Origin of the sequence: Blastococcus colisei (genome assembly GCF_006717095.1) — a bacterium.
GTDB classification, from domain to species: domain Bacteria; phylum Actinomycetota; class Actinomycetes; order Mycobacteriales; family Geodermatophilaceae; genus Blastococcus_B; species Blastococcus_B colisei.
Map to the genome: position 1 here is coordinate 1,839,487 of NZ_VFQE01000001.1, position 14,273 is coordinate 1,853,759.

The 14,273-nt window shown below is 68.8% G+C and carries 14 protein-coding genes; 9 read left to right on the plus strand and 5 right to left on the minus strand.

The features are described 5' to 3' along the window. Positions 1-53: 53 nt before the first annotated feature. The 4 genes from FHU33_RS24915 to FHU33_RS08760 form a co-directional block, all read right to left on the minus strand. Positions 54-194 carry a hypothetical protein gene (locus FHU33_RS24915; RefSeq protein WP_170182371.1) on the minus strand — a complete coding sequence of 47 codons (141 nt, stop codon included), beginning with the start codon at positions 192-194 and terminating at the stop codon, positions 54-56. 542 nt (positions 195-736) lie between these two features. Then, on the minus strand, positions 737-1,114 hold the full coding sequence (locus FHU33_RS08750; RefSeq protein ID WP_142024999.1) for a hypothetical protein: 378 nt from the start codon (positions 1,112-1,114) through the stop codon (positions 737-739). Further along, the gene (locus FHU33_RS08755) at positions 1,111-2,340 is read right to left on the minus strand and encodes a metal-dependent hydrolase family protein (RefSeq protein ID WP_142025001.1); all 1,230 of its coding nucleotides are present in this window, start codon (positions 2,338-2,340) and stop codon (positions 1,111-1,113) included. Before FHU33_RS08755 ends, FHU33_RS08750 begins: the two co-directional genes overlap by 4 nt. Further along, on the minus strand, positions 2,340-3,227 hold the full coding sequence (locus FHU33_RS08760) for a dimethylsulfonioproprionate lyase family protein (RefSeq protein WP_170182372.1): 888 nt from the start codon (positions 3,225-3,227) through the stop codon (positions 2,340-2,342). The genes FHU33_RS08755 and FHU33_RS08760 overlap by 1 nt, the downstream gene beginning before the upstream one ends. Positions 3,228-3,656: 429 nt before the next feature. Here FHU33_RS08760 and FHU33_RS08765 point away from each other — a divergent pair, with 429 nt between their 5' ends. Beyond that, complete coding sequence (locus FHU33_RS08765) at positions 3,657-4,661, plus strand: AraC family transcriptional regulator (RefSeq protein WP_142025004.1); 1,005 nt, start codon at positions 3,657-3,659, stop codon at positions 4,659-4,661. A 186-nt stretch (positions 4,662-4,847) separates the two neighbouring features. Here the strand turns inward: FHU33_RS08765 and FHU33_RS08770 are convergent, their stop codons facing one another. After that, positions 4,848-5,240, minus strand: a complete 393-nt coding sequence (locus tag FHU33_RS08770) for a hypothetical protein (protein ID WP_142025005.1) — start codon at positions 5,238-5,240, stop codon at positions 4,848-4,850. Between the two features lie 1,215 nt (positions 5,241-6,455). Between FHU33_RS08770 and FHU33_RS08775 the strand changes: the two genes are divergently transcribed. The 8 genes from FHU33_RS08775 (at position 6,456) to FHU33_RS08810 (ending at position 14,241) form a co-directional block, all read left to right on the plus strand. Continuing rightward, the gene (locus FHU33_RS08775) at positions 6,456-7,370 is read left to right on the plus strand and encodes a mycofactocin-coupled SDR family oxidoreductase (protein WP_281281627.1); all 915 of its coding nucleotides are present in this window, start codon (positions 6,456-6,458) and stop codon (positions 7,368-7,370) included. 106 nt (positions 7,371-7,476) lie between these two features. Beyond that, complete coding sequence (locus tag FHU33_RS08780; protein WP_142025007.1) at positions 7,477-8,448, plus strand: aldo/keto reductase; 972 nt, start codon at positions 7,477-7,479, stop codon at positions 8,446-8,448. Further along, positions 8,445-9,284 (plus strand): SDR family NAD(P)-dependent oxidoreductase, encoded by an 840-nt coding sequence (locus FHU33_RS08785; RefSeq protein ID WP_142025009.1) that lies wholly within the window; start codon positions 8,445-8,447, stop codon positions 9,282-9,284. The genes FHU33_RS08780 and FHU33_RS08785 overlap by 4 nt, the downstream gene beginning before the upstream one ends. Before the next feature lie 325 nt (positions 9,285-9,609). After that, positions 9,610-10,428 carry an acetoacetate decarboxylase family protein gene (locus FHU33_RS08790; RefSeq protein ID WP_142025010.1) on the plus strand — a complete coding sequence of 273 codons (819 nt, stop codon included), beginning with the start codon at positions 9,610-9,612 and terminating at the stop codon, positions 10,426-10,428. A gap of 102 nt (positions 10,429-10,530) precedes the next feature. Next, on the plus strand, positions 10,531-11,289 hold the full coding sequence (locus FHU33_RS08795) for an SDR family NAD(P)-dependent oxidoreductase (RefSeq protein ID WP_142025011.1): 759 nt from the start codon (positions 10,531-10,533) through the stop codon (positions 11,287-11,289). Positions 11,290-11,528: 239 nt separating this feature from the next. Next, positions 11,529-12,434: an SMP-30/gluconolactonase/LRE family protein gene (locus FHU33_RS08800; protein WP_142025013.1), complete on the plus strand. Its 906-nt coding sequence runs from the start codon at positions 11,529-11,531 to the stop codon at positions 12,432-12,434. Continuing rightward, entirely contained in the window at positions 12,431-13,141 is a 711-nt protein-coding gene (eda, locus tag FHU33_RS08805; protein WP_142025015.1) for a bifunctional 4-hydroxy-2-oxoglutarate aldolase/2-dehydro-3-deoxy-phosphogluconate aldolase, read from the plus strand. Before FHU33_RS08800 ends, eda begins: the two co-directional genes overlap by 4 nt. Next, entirely contained in the window at positions 13,141-14,241 is a 1,101-nt protein-coding gene (locus tag FHU33_RS08810) for a sugar kinase (RefSeq protein WP_142025016.1), read from the plus strand. Before eda ends, FHU33_RS08810 begins: the two co-directional genes overlap by 1 nt. Positions 14,242-14,273: the final 32 nt, after the last annotated feature.

A 14,273-nucleotide genomic window follows, 5' to 3' on the forward strand; every position in this document is an offset into this window, starting at 1 on the left:
GGCGTCGACCGGGACGCGAGAGCCGGCGTTGACCGACTCCCGCGCCGCGGCTGTTACTTCCCCTTGCGCTTGGCTGGGGCTTGGGACAGGGCGCTGCCGGCGGCTGTTTTGGAAGCCTTCGACGTGCGTCCATCACGCAGCACCTTGGACGCCGCCTTGGCGGCCTTGGCGCTGGTTTTGTTCTTCGCTGCCATGGTGTCCTCCAACAAGGACGGTCGGCTCGGAAGGGAGAGGCGCTGACGCCTCTGCCAACAGGCCGGCGGCGGAGGCGTCAGGCCAACTTCAGCTGCTCAATCGCGACGAGGCGCGACCAGTCAGCGGGGCTTGACGGTAATGGTGACGGTGCGAGTCACCTTGACGGGCACACGGACCACCTTGGTGGTCCGCACGACACGGCGAGGGGGCACGGTCGTCTCCTTCCCGACAGCTCCTGGCACTTCCGCCCGAGCGTGGCGCTGGACGCGCCCAACTCGGCGACCTGTAGCGTCGCGATTCCCTCGTGGCAGAGGACTCGCGAAGCCCCGGACTGGTCCCACCCCGGACCTTCCGGGGCTTTGTGCTGTCTGTAGTCAGGGGAACACGCCGAACCGACAAGACGCGAGCGACACGCTCGAAAAAACCACAACATCTAGGTGTTGCCTTGTGGCTGACCACCAGATGTGGGGTTTGCGGTCGAATACTCCAGAGTAGCGATCGGCACTGACATTTCGTGGGTCGACCACCCGAGGCACATGAGCTAGGCGTCGAGCACGGACAGGTACGCGCGCCCGGGCGCTTCGGGGAGCGTCAGCGTCAGCGTGGGGCCCTCGGTAGTGACCCGGAGCGTGCCGTCCTCGGCCCCGAGCTGCCATTCTGCGGTGTCCCAGTGCTCGACCAGCTGCGCTGGTCCGCGGCCGGCCACGAACGACGCCGGCTGGTCCCGCATCGCGGTGCCCCGGAACACGCCGGCCTGCCGCATGCCCGCGGCCAGCTGGGCGAGACCTGCCGTGCCATGCGCGTCCAGCACCGCGTCGTAGAAGACTTTCAGCATCAGCCAGTGGTAGTCCTGGAACGTCCGCAGCGATGCCATCATCGGCAACGCGCCATCCGGGACGGCCTGGTCGGGAACGGTCATCGGGCCACCTCGTGGACGGGTCGTCGGTAGGTCCTGCATCCGGCCTGCCAGGTCTCCACGACGCGGCCGGCCAGCCCGGACAGGTCGGTCAGGTCGCCGTCCAGGATCACCAGGTCGGCGATCAGACCCGGCTCGACCCTCCCGATCCGGTCATCGAGGCGGAGCAGCCCCGCGGCGCCCGACGTCGCGGCGGCCCACGCCTGGTACGGGGAGAGCCCGCAGTCGACCAGCAGTTGCAGCTCCCGGAGGTTGTCACCGTGCGGGCCGATGCCGGTGTCCGTCCCCATCGCGATGGGCACCCCGGCCTCGACGGCCCGCGTCACCGCGTCCCGGTGCACGGCGGCGACCTCCAGGGCCTTGTCCAGCACGGCCGGCCCGTGCACCTCGCCGCGCTCGGCCGCCTCGATCACCGACAGGGGCGCCAGCAGCGTCGGGACCAGCCAGGTCCCCCTCGCCAACATGAGTTCGATCGCCTCGTCGTCGAGGAAGATGCCGTGCTCGATCGAGCGCACCCCGGCGCGCACCGCGTTCTTGATGCCCTCGGCACCCTGCGCGTGGGCCATAACGGCGACGTGGGCGGCGTCCGCCTCCGCGACCAGGGCCGCGAGCTCGTCCGGGCGCAGATGTGCATGCTTCGGATCGTCCGAGGGGGACAGCACCCCGCCGGTCGTCGCGACCTTGATGACGTCTGCGCCGGCTCGGAGCATGGTCCGCACTGTCCGGCGGATCTCGTCCGGGCCGTCGGCGACGCCGGACGGCACCCCGGGGTGGTGCGGGAACAGTTCGACCGCGAGACCACAGCTCAGGTGCCCGTCGTTGTGGCCCCCGGTCTGGCTGATCATGTTCACGGCGATGAGCGCTCGTGGCCCGCTGATCAGCCCGCGGGCGAGGGCCTGTTTCAGTCCCAGATCCGCGCCTGCGGCGTCCCGCACGGTGGTGATCCCCGTTGCGACGGTCCGCTGGCAGTTGACCACCGCCTGGAAGAAGTGGAAGGAGAACGGGTTCGCGAGCCTTTCCACCAGGTTCACGCCGGACAGCGCGAGGTGGACGTGAGCGTCGATGAGGCCGGGCAGGACGGTCCGACCGGTCGTGTCGACGACGGTGTCACCGACGAGGGACCTGCCGATCGCCCGGATGACGCCATCCTCGACGAGGACGTCGGCCCTCGACGGCGTGGAGCCGGTGCCGTCGAATACGTACCCGCCGGCGAAGAGTGTGCTCCGCATCAGACGTGGAAGCCCCGACGGGGGCCCGTTTCCAGCGGGCGGCGCGGCGGCGTCGAGTACACCGGCTCCAGCGGCTCCCACGCCCACGTGCCGTGGCACGCGTCCAGCGTGTAGAACCAGTACATCCGCAGGTCATCGTCGTTCGTGTCGATGCCGTGCGGCGCCCATGCGGGGACGTACACGGTGTCGCCGGGACCTGCCCTGTAGGCATCGTCGCCCACGTAGATCGTCGCGGTGCCCTCGAGGACGTGGTAGATCTCGGCCGGCGCGTGCCGGTGGATCGTGTAGTGCAGTTGCGGGTCGACCGCCGCCGTGCCGATGACGAATTCCTTCGTGCCGGTCGCCGGCTCGAGCAGATAGCGGCACCGCAGGCGCATCCCCTTGGTGGGTTCGACAGGGACCCAAGCGACCATGTCCTCGGCCACGGCCCAGCGGTCGAACAGTCCCGCCGACGGGGCCGTGCTCGGGTTCATCGTCCCCTCGAGGGCGGTGTTGGGCAGCAGCTCCGAGGTCACCGTCTTCTGGTCCCCGCCGGTGGCGTACGCGACGAGCAGGCGCGCCGGCTCGCTGCCGACGCACTGGAGCGAATGCGCCTCACCCGGCGGGAAATACGCCGCGCCGGGGGCGGACAGCTCGGCGGAGCCACCCGGGCGCCACAGTCGAACGGTGCCTTCGACGAGAAACACCGCCTCCGCCTGGGAATTGCGATGGGTCGGCACCAGCTGGCCGGGCGCCAGCGTGACCTCGCCGAAGGTGATGTCCGCAGCGAGCCCGACGGTGTCCGGGAGGAGTCCGAGCACCCCGAGGCCCGCGAACTCTGGGAGCTCGTGAAGGTTGTCGCCGGCGGTGGACGCGGCGGTGCGCGGGAAGTGCAGGGATGCCGTCAACGCTTCTCCTCGTGCGGGGCGCTCGCCGGCTCCGTCCCGGCCTTGCCGCGATGCTAGGGACGTGCCCACTCCCGGTGGACTGGTCGTCCGTCGCGTCTCGTGGTGACGGCACGCAACATCTGTCGAACCAGGTCATCGTCGGCGGCCGGCACTTCCCCGGCAGAACGGCCGTGGAGCTCGCTCCTCATCGCGCGTGTGCCGGGCGAGGTCAACACGCAGTGAGCCTGGTGAGCCGGGAGTCGCCCACGGACTGCTGTCGCCGGATGTCACGGTCGGCCGCGAAGCAGCTCGGCTGTCACCGGCGGGCACGGCGCCGCATTACTGAAGGCAGACGCCTTTGTCGCCAGCTCGTGGGTGGAGGGCGCCGCGCACGGCGACCTTCCAGGAATAGCCACTCGAGCGAGCCCGTTCGCTGATGAGGTATAGCGGGTGGAGCCTGAGGAGAAGCATTTGGGTTCAGAGCCGTTGGGCCGGTTCTCCGTGGCGCGGACTTCCGACCTCGACGAGACAACCGACGCCCTGCAGGCGACGTTCCTACCGCTCCACCTGCAACTGCGGGAACGGACGGACACCCGAGGCCTTGACTTCGGGTTGAATGCGGTCCGGATAGGCAGAGCCACGGTCAGCTATGCCTGGTTGAGCCGCTCCGTGCAGATAGACACGGCCGAGGCGGAGAACTTCCACGTGAACCTTCCGCTTTCCGGCGGCACGATCTCCCGATCCGGACGCCTGGAGTGCGTGATCTCCACGTCGGCCCGTGCAGCCGTCTTCATGCCCGGCCTGCCCGCCGACATCGAGTGGCGTGCCGGCTGCGGACAGTTCTGCCTGATGATCCCGCCCCATGTACTCCAACGAGAGCTCGAGGCGATGTTGGACCAACCCCTGGTCAAGCCGATCAAGTTTGCCCCTGCGATGGACCTCACCACCGACGGGGGCAGAGCGTGGGTGGACACGCTTCGACTGATCGGCCGGCAAGGGGGCTACGCGCAGGGCCTGCTTGACCATCCTCTGGCAGCGGCCAACCTCGAGCGGATCCTTGTGGATGGGCTGTTGCTCGCCCAGCCCCACAACTACATCGACGCCCTGACCGGCCCGCGGCGACCGGCGCCGCCACCTGCGGTCCGCAATGCGATCGAACTCATTCGGAGCCACCCCGAAGAGCCCTGGACCACCACCGCGCTTGCCCGCCGCGTCGCGGTCAGCACCCGAAGCTTGCAGGATGGCTTCGCTCGGTCACTCGGGGTCCCGCCGAGTCAGTATCTCCGGGCGGTTCGCTTGACCCAGGCGCGAGAGGAATTGCGCTCGGCCGACCCGCACACCAAGACGGTTTCCCAAGTGGCCGCTCGGTGGGGATTCGTGAGCTTTGGCCGGTTTGCCGCCGCCTACCATCAAAGGTTCGGCGAGCGTCCATCGGAGACACTGCGCAGGTCCTAGACGTCAGAAGACGTGACGGAAGCATGTTCTCGGCGTCTGGCCGCGTGCGAAGTGTGGTCGCAAGCTGCCTCGCCTGAACTGCTCCGGGTTCGGTGGAGGGTCTGGGGTGCCCCCGGTCAGGCTCCGATTCCTGGAATCCCTTGATTCCGGTCCCTGCCCGGACCACGTCCACTGAACCTGGGCGGTTCAGCTTGCGAGGCAGCGTTGGTACAGCATCGGAGTGTCGTCGACCGGCGGTCGGGTGTCGGGCATGGCCTGGGCGTACCGGGCACCCGTCGCCTCGGCCGCCGTGGCGGCCAGGACGGGAGCCAGGTGCGCGGCGTCGGCCATCGGCAACTCGTCCTCGCCAAGCAACAGGACGGGCGGCTCGAATGCGCCATCGACAAACGTCACCTGCCGCAGTTGGAGGCGTATCGAGCCGACGTAGCTCTCGGCACCGCAGTGAATGACAAACTCTTCCGGGGTGCCCTCGTCGACCTTCTCGTCGCGATCGCACCAACTGGGGCAGGCGGCGACGAGTCGCTCGTTGGTGTCCTGACCGGCGGTACCGCTATGCGTAACGGGATGCACGGGTCTCATGAGCCCTTCTAGGCAGGATTGAGGGATCAAGGGTCGTGTGCCGGTCTGGACACCAGGGGATCGCGCCCCCGCCAGACCAGCTGGTTTGAGCCGACCGTGACGCGGTGAGGACCAGCCGGGACAACGTCGTGCACATGTCGGCGGCGGCCCAGTCGTGCGCGTCCGGTCGAGTGTGCAGGCCACGAGCGGGCCGATGCCGTAGAGCAGCTGCCGGTCCGCAGGCGTCGTAGGGGAAGCGTCGTTCGTCAGCGCCGTCGAGTGTCCGACATGGCGACCGTCCCCGGTGAACGATCCGACCCGACCGAGCCGCCGCAGCCAGCACGGCCATAGGCTTTGCGGCCAGCAGAGCCTGTCCGCGGCAGGCATCGGCAGCTCGGTGTGCCGAATCGGGGGGAGGAGGCTGGACCATCCCGATCCGGTTCAGCTCGGCGCCGTGCGCCGGCGTTCGTAGTTGACGTGTGGCACCGCGACCTCCCCGGTGATCGCCAGGGCGATGCGGGTCCCCCGCTTTCGGACTGCGCACCGAGATCGTCGCCGTCTCGAAGGCCACGACCGCGGAGGATCTGCTCGGCTCGCTCCGAGACCGAAGCCGGATCCTCTGCGATCCGAGAAATGGCCACGGCGGTTCCGATCGCCTGTCAGGCGTCCATGTGTCCAACCGTCCCGACACGACTGACACCTCCCGAAGCTCACGCTGAACTGACAGCACAGAGCAACGCTGGACGGACCAACCCGCTCCACCCAGAGTCCGCAGGGTGCGGCACTGTCTCTGCGACCCACGAGGCATGGCCACCGCCCTGAGCCCGTGCTCAGTGACCGCGCTCGTCGAACGAGCCGTTACCACCTATTCCACGAGACCAAGGCGCGCGGGTCTACGCGTTCAGCGCAGGGATCGGTGCGATTCGCGCAGCCCCTCGAGCCTTGTACCCAGCCCTGTCTGCCGCCATGGGGCTCACGACTTCCCCTCCTCCGTTCCGCGGTCGGAACTTGCCATGGCGGCGCGCGCGGCGACCCGTGTGCGCGTCAGCAAGCCGTCTCCGCACCGCGTCGCGACGTGGCATGACTCGCGGCCGGGGTCGCGGATGAAGGGGACCACGGTGAAGGCGCCGTCCCCCCGCTCGCCCTCAGCGTCGGATCCGGGGGCTTGACGACTGTGACCCACGTCCCTAACCTCCATCTTGCCAGTGAGATAGCGTTCCATACATCGGAACGATCTTGCGGAAGTTCTGTCGTCACAGGGCGGGCTCAGCTGCTCTCGAGCGCGAGCACTCGCCAAACCAAATCAAGGGAGATGGCTCCATGGGACGGGTCGAGGGCAAGGTCGCATTCATCACAGGGGCGGCTCGGGGGCAGGGGCGGTCCCACGCGGTCCGTCTGGCGCAGGAAGGCGCGGACATCATCGCCGTTGACTTCTGCGCCCAGATCGACACTGCCCCGTACGACTTGGCGACGCCTGATGACCTGGCGCAGACGGTCAAGGAGATCGAGGCGCTCGACCGGCGGATCGTCGCTGTCCAGGCCGACGTGCGGGACTTCGACGCCCTGAAGGGCGCGCTGGACCAGGGTGTCGCCGAGCTCGGCAAGGTGGATATCGTCGTCGGCAACGCCGGGATCCTGAGCCTCGGTCGTGCGCACGAGCTCTCCGAGCAGGAGTGGCAGGACATGATGGACGTCAACCTCACGGGCGTCTGGCACACCGTGAAGGCCGCCATCCCGCACTTGCTCGAGGCGGACAACGGCGGGTCGATCATCCTGACCAGTTCCACGGCCGGCACCAAGGGACTCGGTAACGCGGCCCACTACGTGGCGGCCAAGCACGGTGTCGTCGGCATCATGAAGACGCTCGCAGTTGAGCTCGGGCCGAACAACATCCGCGTGAACACGGTGCACCCGACCCAGGTGAACACACCGCTGATCTTCCACAAGTCGTTGTACAAGGCCTTCCGGCCGGACCTCGAGGACCCGACGATCGACGACTTCATCCCGCCGTCGATCGGGATCAACCTCATCCCGGTGCCTTGGATCGAGTCGGTGGACGTGAGCAACGCGGTGCTGTTCCTCGCCTCCGACGAGGCGCGTTACGTGACCGGCACCGAGCTGCGTATCGACGCCGGGGCCCTCACCAAGTAGTCCGCCGGAAGGCGGATCAAGGCCAGGGGTGGGTCGCGATCGACGGCAGGTCTCGCGACCCATCCCTTGGCCCTGCTCACGCAACCCTTGAGGTTAAGGAGACGGTATGCAGTCGCGCCCCCTTGGTCAGACCGGCCTGGAGCTGACGGTGCTCGGCATGGGCACCTGGGCGATGGGAGACGGCAAGCGCCGCACCTCCAACCTAGGGCCAGCGGACGACGTCGAGTCGGTCGCCACCATTCACCGCGCCCTCGACCTGGGCATCAATTGGATCGACACGGCGGCCTACTACGGTTTCGGGCACGCCGAGCGCGTCGTCGCCCGGGCGCTGCGCGGCATGACGGAGCGGCCGCTCGTCTTCACCAAGTGCGGGCTCGTGCCCAGCGAGGTCGGCGACTTCGACAACCGCATCACCGCGACGTCGATCCGCGAGGAGGCCGACGCCAGCCTCTCCCGGCTGGAGACCGACGTCCTGGATGTGCTGATGATCCACTGGCCCATCCCGGACGAGGACATCGAGGAGGGCTGGAGCACGCTCGCCGAGCTCAAGGCGGAGGGCAAGGTTCGGCTCATCGGGGTCTCGAACTTCTCCGCCATGCAGATGGCGCGGTGTGAGCTGATCGCGTCGATCGACGCGATCCAGCCCGAGTACTCGCTCGTCGAGCGCGCCGCGGAGGCGGAGGTCCTTCCCTACGCGGAGCGCGCAGGCATCGGCGCGGTCACCTACTCGCCGCTCAAGCACGGCCTGCTTGGGGGGCAGATGACCCGCGAGCGCGTCGCTGCCCTCACGCCGGCCGACTGGCGCAACGGGCACGCGGAATACACGGAGCCGCGACTGTCGGCGAACTTGCGGCTGGTCGATGCGCTCCGCTCAGTCGCCGACCGGCACGGCAGCACGGCCTCGGAGGTCGCGATCGCCTGGGTGCTCCGTCGTCCGGCCGTCACCAGCGCGATCCTCGGGCCCCGGCGCCCGAAACAGCTTGAGGACCTGGTGGGCGCAGCGGATCTGAAGCTGTCGGACGACGATGTCGCAGTCCTCGAGGCCGGCCCGGCGATCGTTGAGGGCGTCCCCCGGTGAAGGCCTGGCTCGTCACCGGGGCGTCCCGCGGGCTGGGGCGCGCCTTCACCGAGGCCGCCCTCGACCGGGGTGACCTCGTTGCGGGCGTCGCCCGCGACGTTGCGCCGCTTAGTGATCTCGTCGACCGGTACGACGGCGCATTCCTGCCCGTGCGGCTCGACGTCACCGCCCGCGCCGACGTGCTGCGCGCGGTCGACCAGGTGCACGACGCCTTCGGCCGCCTCGACGTCGTCGTCAACAACGCCGGCTACGGCGTCCTCGGCGCCATCGAGGAGGCGGGTGAGGCCGAGACCCGCAGCCTGCTCGAGACCAATCTGCTCGGGCCGATGTGGGTGGTGCAGGCCGCGCTGCCGTACCTGAGAGCCCAGGGGAGCGGACACATCGTGCAGGTCTCGAGCGTCGCCGGCGTCGCCGCGTTCCCGATGGTCGGGCTCTACTGCATGACCAAGTGGGCCCTCGAGGCCATGAGCGAGAGCCTGGCCGAAGAGGTCCGGCCCTTTGGCATGCACGTCACGCTGCTGGAACCCGGAGCCATGCGCACCGATTGGGCGCACGCGTCGATGCACCGGGTGGCCACGACTCTCGACGCGTACGCGGACGCCTGGGATGCCCGCCTGGAGGGGATGGCATCGGAGTTCGCCCGGCAGCAGCCGGGAGATCCAGTGCGCGCCGCCGAACTGCTCCTGCAGATCGTCGACCATCCCAGCCCGCCCCGGCGGGTGCTCATGGGGTCGGGAGCGTTCGACCTGGCCTCCTCGCGATACCGGGCGACGCTCGACGAGTGGGCGTCGTGGGAGTCCGCGGCGCGAGCGATCGACTTCCCGCCGACCGTCTGACATATGACCCGCGAGCAGTGCTGCTGCTGCCGGGAACCGCACGTCTCTGAGCCGGGGGTTGCTGCCGCCCCCGGGCTTGACGTGCTGCTCATTCGTCCTGCTCACGGGCCGTTTTCAAGTCGACGGAATGTTTCTTCCCGGCGTCTTGACGTGACCCGGACCACTCTGCAAGCATTCAGTCTATCGACACGGCGTTCCGCCCATCTGAACGGCTGGAAGGACGAAAAGTCCATCGGGGCCGGTCCCCGCGTCGCTCGGAACGGCTCCGAACCGAGGCAAGTCACCCCCCAGCGGCACCTGCCGCGATGCAAGTGAGGAGAAGTACATGGTTCAGAAGCAGGCAGAGGTCTGCCGGAACTTCGAGCTCGACTGGCTCGCCTGCACGCAGGGCGAGGACGAGACGGGTCAGATCGACGCCGACTACATCGTTCTGCGCGCCAAGGGCGACATCGAGCAGCTCCGCAAGCTCGTCCCCGCCCCCCTGGAGGCCACCGATGAGGTGATCATCTACATGGGGTGGTTCAAGGAGACGCAGAAGGAGGGCAAGACCACCTGGGCGTGGCCGTTCCACGAGTGGGGCATCGGTGTCGTGTCACAGCTGCCCGGCCGGCCCGAGACCAAGGGCAACTTCCTGGTGCAGCTGTACGTGGACGACGACCTGGTGCTGGTCCACGGCCGCGAGGTCTGGGGCTACCCGAAGAAGATCGGCGATATGGAGATCACGCCGAAGACAACCGACGGTGATTCGGACCACTACGAATACACCGTCGCGCGCCGCGGCACCAAGCTGATCTCCGCCCGGGTCGAGAACCTGGAGCCGATCGAGGACTCCGAGTTCCCCTTCTACGGCCGGACGCACGCCATCTGCTTCCGTCAGGTGCCGTCGCCGGACAGCGTCGCCGTCGAGAAGCAGCAGCTGGTCTTCGTTCAGCTGGACTTCGACACGACCGATGCCAAGAAGGGCACCGGGACGATCGAGATCAACGATGGGCCGTTCGACCAGCTGCCGATCGGCCCGCTGACGAACGTCGAGGCCTTCTTCGGCCGCTCGGCCTTCAACCACCGGGGGATCAACAACCTGGTGGTCAACGCCGAGGAGCTCGCCCGCCCGCTCGACGTGAGCAAGGCCGGCAAGACCTCCTGATCCGAGTCTCGCCGGCAGGGGTCCGCTCCGGTCCCCTGCCGGCGAGCCGCCCCTCCGATCGGCGTACCGGGGCGAGACCTCCGTGGAAGGCAGTGCTGAGACATGAAGTTGAGCGGGAAGGCATGCATCGTCACCGGGGGGGCATCGGGGATCGGTCGCGCGGCGGCGATCGCTTTCGCCCGTGAGGGCGCCCGGGTCACCGTGGCGGATTTCAACGGGCCCGGCGGGGAAGAAACCGTCGAGACCATCCGGACGAGCGGCGGCGAGGCCATCTTCGTCAAGACCGACGTCGCGCAGGAGGACGACTGCCGCCGCGTGGTCGAGGCCACGGTCGACGCGTTCGGCCGCCTGGACGTCTTGTTCAACAACGCCGGCATCAACCCCATGGAGGGGAGCGTCGTCGACATGAGCGTGGAGGACTGGCGGCGTGTCCTCGCGGTCAACGTCGACAGCATCTTCTTCTGCTCCCGCTTCGCCATCCCACAGATGCGTCGCAACGGCGGGGGCCGAATCATCAACACCGCCTCCCCGGCGTCCTTCAAGGGCTGGCCCGGAAATGCTGCGTACATCACCTCCAAGGGGGCCGTCCTGTCGCTCACCCGGGCGATGGCGATGGACCTGGCCAAGGACGGCATCCGCGTCAACGCCCTGGTGCCCGGCCTGATCACGACCGGCATCGGGCGCGACTTCCTCGCTGCCCAGGCCGATCCCGCCGCCGTGGCGGCGAGCAACCCGATGGGCCGTCCAGGGGAGCCGGAGGAGGTCGCGCCGCTCGTGGTCTACCTCGCCTCGGACGACTGCGTCTTCTCCACCGGATCCCCCTTCTTTGTCGACGGCGGGGAGCTGTCCGGCGTCGCCTGATCCCCAGGCCCGCGGAACTTCCCACGGACGGCTGCCCGGGCTGGGGCCCTCTCGTCTTCTCGACCGCCCGCGCGCTGCCGCCGGCGGTCACTCCCGCGCCGGTTCCGGCGTGGTTTCGCACTCTGCCCTCGATCGCGCGGGCGCTCCACGAGGAGGGCGGACGTCGAGTCGGCCGCGCCGCGTGGCCAGACGTCGCGTGAGGCCGGTCGGCCTCGCGGTACCGGAAGGAACGACACACGATGACAAGCCCCCCCGGAGATGGTCTCGCCCACCTCGTGGAACCCGACGCCGCGGTCGAACGCGTCGCGAAGGACTGCATCTTCACCGAGGGACCGATCTGGTTGCCCGACGGCTCCCTCTTGTTCAGCGATATCCCGGCGAACCGGCTCATGCGTTGGCACCCCGAGGAAGGGCAAGGCGTGGTGGCCGAGCCCAACGCCAAGGGCAACGGCATGACCCTCGACAACGAGGGCCGGCTGATCGTGTGCGAGCACGCCACCAGCACAGTCACGCGGGGGACTCCGGGTGGGACGCGGACGCCCATCGCCTCGCACTGGCAGGGCAAGGAGCTCAACAGCCCCAACGACGTCATCGTCGCGTCGGACGGCTCCGTGATCTTCACCGACCCGACCTTCGGACGGGTGATGGATTCCGTCGGCGTGGTCCGCGACGTTCAGCAGGAGATCCAGGGTGTGTACCGGGTCCACCCCGACGGCGGCGAACTCGAGCTCCTGGTCGACGACATGGCGCAGCCCAACGGGCTCTGCCTCTCCACGGACGAGTCGCTGCTCTACGTCGGCGACACGGCCCGGGCGCACATCCGAGTGTTCGAGATGACCGGCGACCGCCCGCTCGGCCGGGGGCGCGTCTTCGCCGACGGCATCACCTGGACCGAGGACGGCGACGACGGCTATGTCGACGGCATGAAGGTCGACGAGTACGGCAACGTCTACGTCACCGGTCCCGGTGGCGTCTGGGTCTACACGCCAGACGGGACCCGGCTGGGGACCATCGAGGTGCCCGAGCAGGTCGCCAACCTCAACTGGGGTGACGCTGACTGGTGCTCGCTGTACCTGACGGCTAACACCTCCGTCTACCGGATCCGGATGCAGGTCGCCGGTCACCGCCTCGGGTACATGCGATGACTTCGGTGGATGCGGCCGTGCGCACCGGCGCGGACGCGAGATACGCGGTGCCGTCCTCGATCGTCGACCGCCTGGCGCGGCTGCGGGTCGTCCCCGTAGCGGTCGTCCACGAGGTCGCCCACGCTGAGCCCCTGGCGGAGGCGCTGGTCGCCGGTGGCCTGCCCTGCGTCGAGGTCACCATGCGCACCGAGCATGCCGAGCGCGTCCTCGGGCGGATGGCGGAGCGGACCGATCTCCTCGTCGGCGCCGGGACCGTGATCCGGCCGGACCAGGTAGAGCGCGTGGTCGCTGCCGGCGCCAGGTTCGTCGTCACGCCCGGGTTCAGCCCGTCCGTCGTCTCCGCGTGCCGGGAGGCCGGCGTCCCGGTGATCCCGGGTGTCGCCACCGCGACCGAGATCCTGATGGCCCTCGACGCCGGGCTCGACCTGGTCAAGTTCTTCCCGGCGGAGGCGTCCGGCGGCCTCAAGGCGCTGTCGGCCTTGAGTGGCCCCTTCGGCGCGGTCCGGTTCATCCCGACCGGCGGGGTGACTCCGGAAAACATCGAGGGCTACCTCGGGCACCGCGCCGTCCTGGCCGTGGGCGGCACGTGGCTGGCCGCTCCCGCCCTGCTGGCCGCTGAAGATTTCGCGGCCATCGAGCAACGGACGCGTGAGGCCGTCCTACGCGTCGCTTCCCTCACTTCCGCCCACCGGTCAGGAGAGGCCTGATGTCCCAGCTCACGTTCCGTCCACGCGAGGCATGCCGCTACGACGTCGTCTCTCTGGGAGAGATCATGCTGCGCCTCGACCCGGGAGACCTGCGCATCCGCACCGCACGTTCCTTCCGGGCGTGGGAGGGCGGGGGAGAGTACAACGTCGCGCGCGGTCTGCGGCGATGCTTCGGCCTTCGCACCGCCATCGTGACTGCGCTTGCGGACAACGAGGTCGGTCGCCTGATCGAGGACCTCATCCTCCAGGGCGACGTGGAGACCGAGCACATTCGCTGGGTGCCCTACGACGGCTGTGGCCGCACGGTGCGCAACGGGCTGAACTTCACCGAGCGCGGGTTCGGGGTTCGGGGAGCCCTCGGCATGTCCGACCGCGGCCACACCGCCGCCAGCGCGATGCGAAAGGGAGATGTGGACTGGGACCGCATCTTCGGCAGCCTCGGGGCCCGCTGGTTCCACACCGGCGGGATCTACGCCGGTCTCTCCGACACCACTCCCGACGTCATCGAGGAAGCAATGGCGGCCGCCAAGCGACACGGGACGGTCATCTCCTACGACCTCAACTACCGGCCGAGCTTGTGGAAGAGCTACGGCGGCCTGGAGCGGGCCCAAGAGGTCAACCGCCGGCTGGCGCCCTACGTCGACGTGATGATCGGCAATGAGGAGGACTTCACCGCGGCCCTCGGTTTCGAGGTGCCCAACACCGACGCAAGCCTCAGCGCCCTGGAGGTCGAGAACTTCGCGAAGATGGTGTCGGCGGTCTCCGCCACCTACCCGAACTTCAGGGTGGTGGCGACCACCCTGCGCACCGTCCGGACCGCGTCTGTGAACGACTGGAGTGCACTGGCCTGGGCGGACGGGGAGATCATCGAGTCGGTTTCCCGACCCGGCCTGGACATCCTCGACCGGGTCGGCGGTGGCGACAGCTTCGCCGCCGGCCTGATCTACGGGATGCTGGAGAAGTCGGACATCCGGGCAGCAGTCGAGTACGGAGCGGCTCACGGTGCCCTCGCGATGACCACGCCCGGGGACACGTCGATGGCAAACCTCGCCGAGGTAGAAGCGCTGGTCAGCGGGGCGGGCGCCCGTGTTCAGCGATGAGACCGATGCCCGTCCTGAGCAGGCGCGGTGCG

Bases quoted from the DNA above. Each gene is read 5' to 3' on its own strand.
- FHU33_RS08790 (WP_142025010.1), top strand. From the start codon at position 9,610: ATGGTTCAGAAGCAGGCAGAGGTCTGCCGGAACTTCGAGCTCGACTGG.
- FHU33_RS08795 (WP_142025011.1), top strand. From the start codon at position 10,531: ATGAAGTTGAGCGGGAAGGCATGCATCGTCACCGGGGGGGCATCGGGG.
- FHU33_RS08800 (WP_142025013.1), top strand. From the start codon at position 11,529: ATGACAAGCCCCCCCGGAGATGGTCTCGCCCACCTCGTGGAACCCGAC.
- FHU33_RS08750 (WP_142024999.1), bottom strand. From the start codon at position 1,114: ATGACCGTTCCCGACCAGGCCGTCCCGGATGGCGCGTTGCCGATGATG.
- FHU33_RS24915 (WP_170182371.1), bottom strand. From the start codon at position 194: ATGGCAGCGAAGAACAAAACCAGCGCCAAGGCCGCCAAGGCGGCGTCC.
- FHU33_RS08780 (WP_142025007.1), top strand. From the start codon at position 7,477: ATGCAGTCGCGCCCCCTTGGTCAGACCGGCCTGGAGCTGACGGTGCTC.
- eda (WP_142025015.1), top strand. From the start codon at position 12,431: ATGACTTCGGTGGATGCGGCCGTGCGCACCGGCGCGGACGCGAGATAC.
- FHU33_RS08770 (WP_142025005.1), bottom strand. From the start codon at position 5,240: ATGAGACCCGTGCATCCCGTTACGCATAGCGGTACCGCCGGTCAGGAC.
- FHU33_RS08755 (WP_142025001.1), bottom strand. From the start codon at position 2,340: ATGCGGAGCACACTCTTCGCCGGCGGGTACGTATTCGACGGCACCGGC.
- FHU33_RS08810 (WP_142025016.1), top strand. From the start codon at position 13,141: ATGTCCCAGCTCACGTTCCGTCCACGCGAGGCATGCCGCTACGACGTC.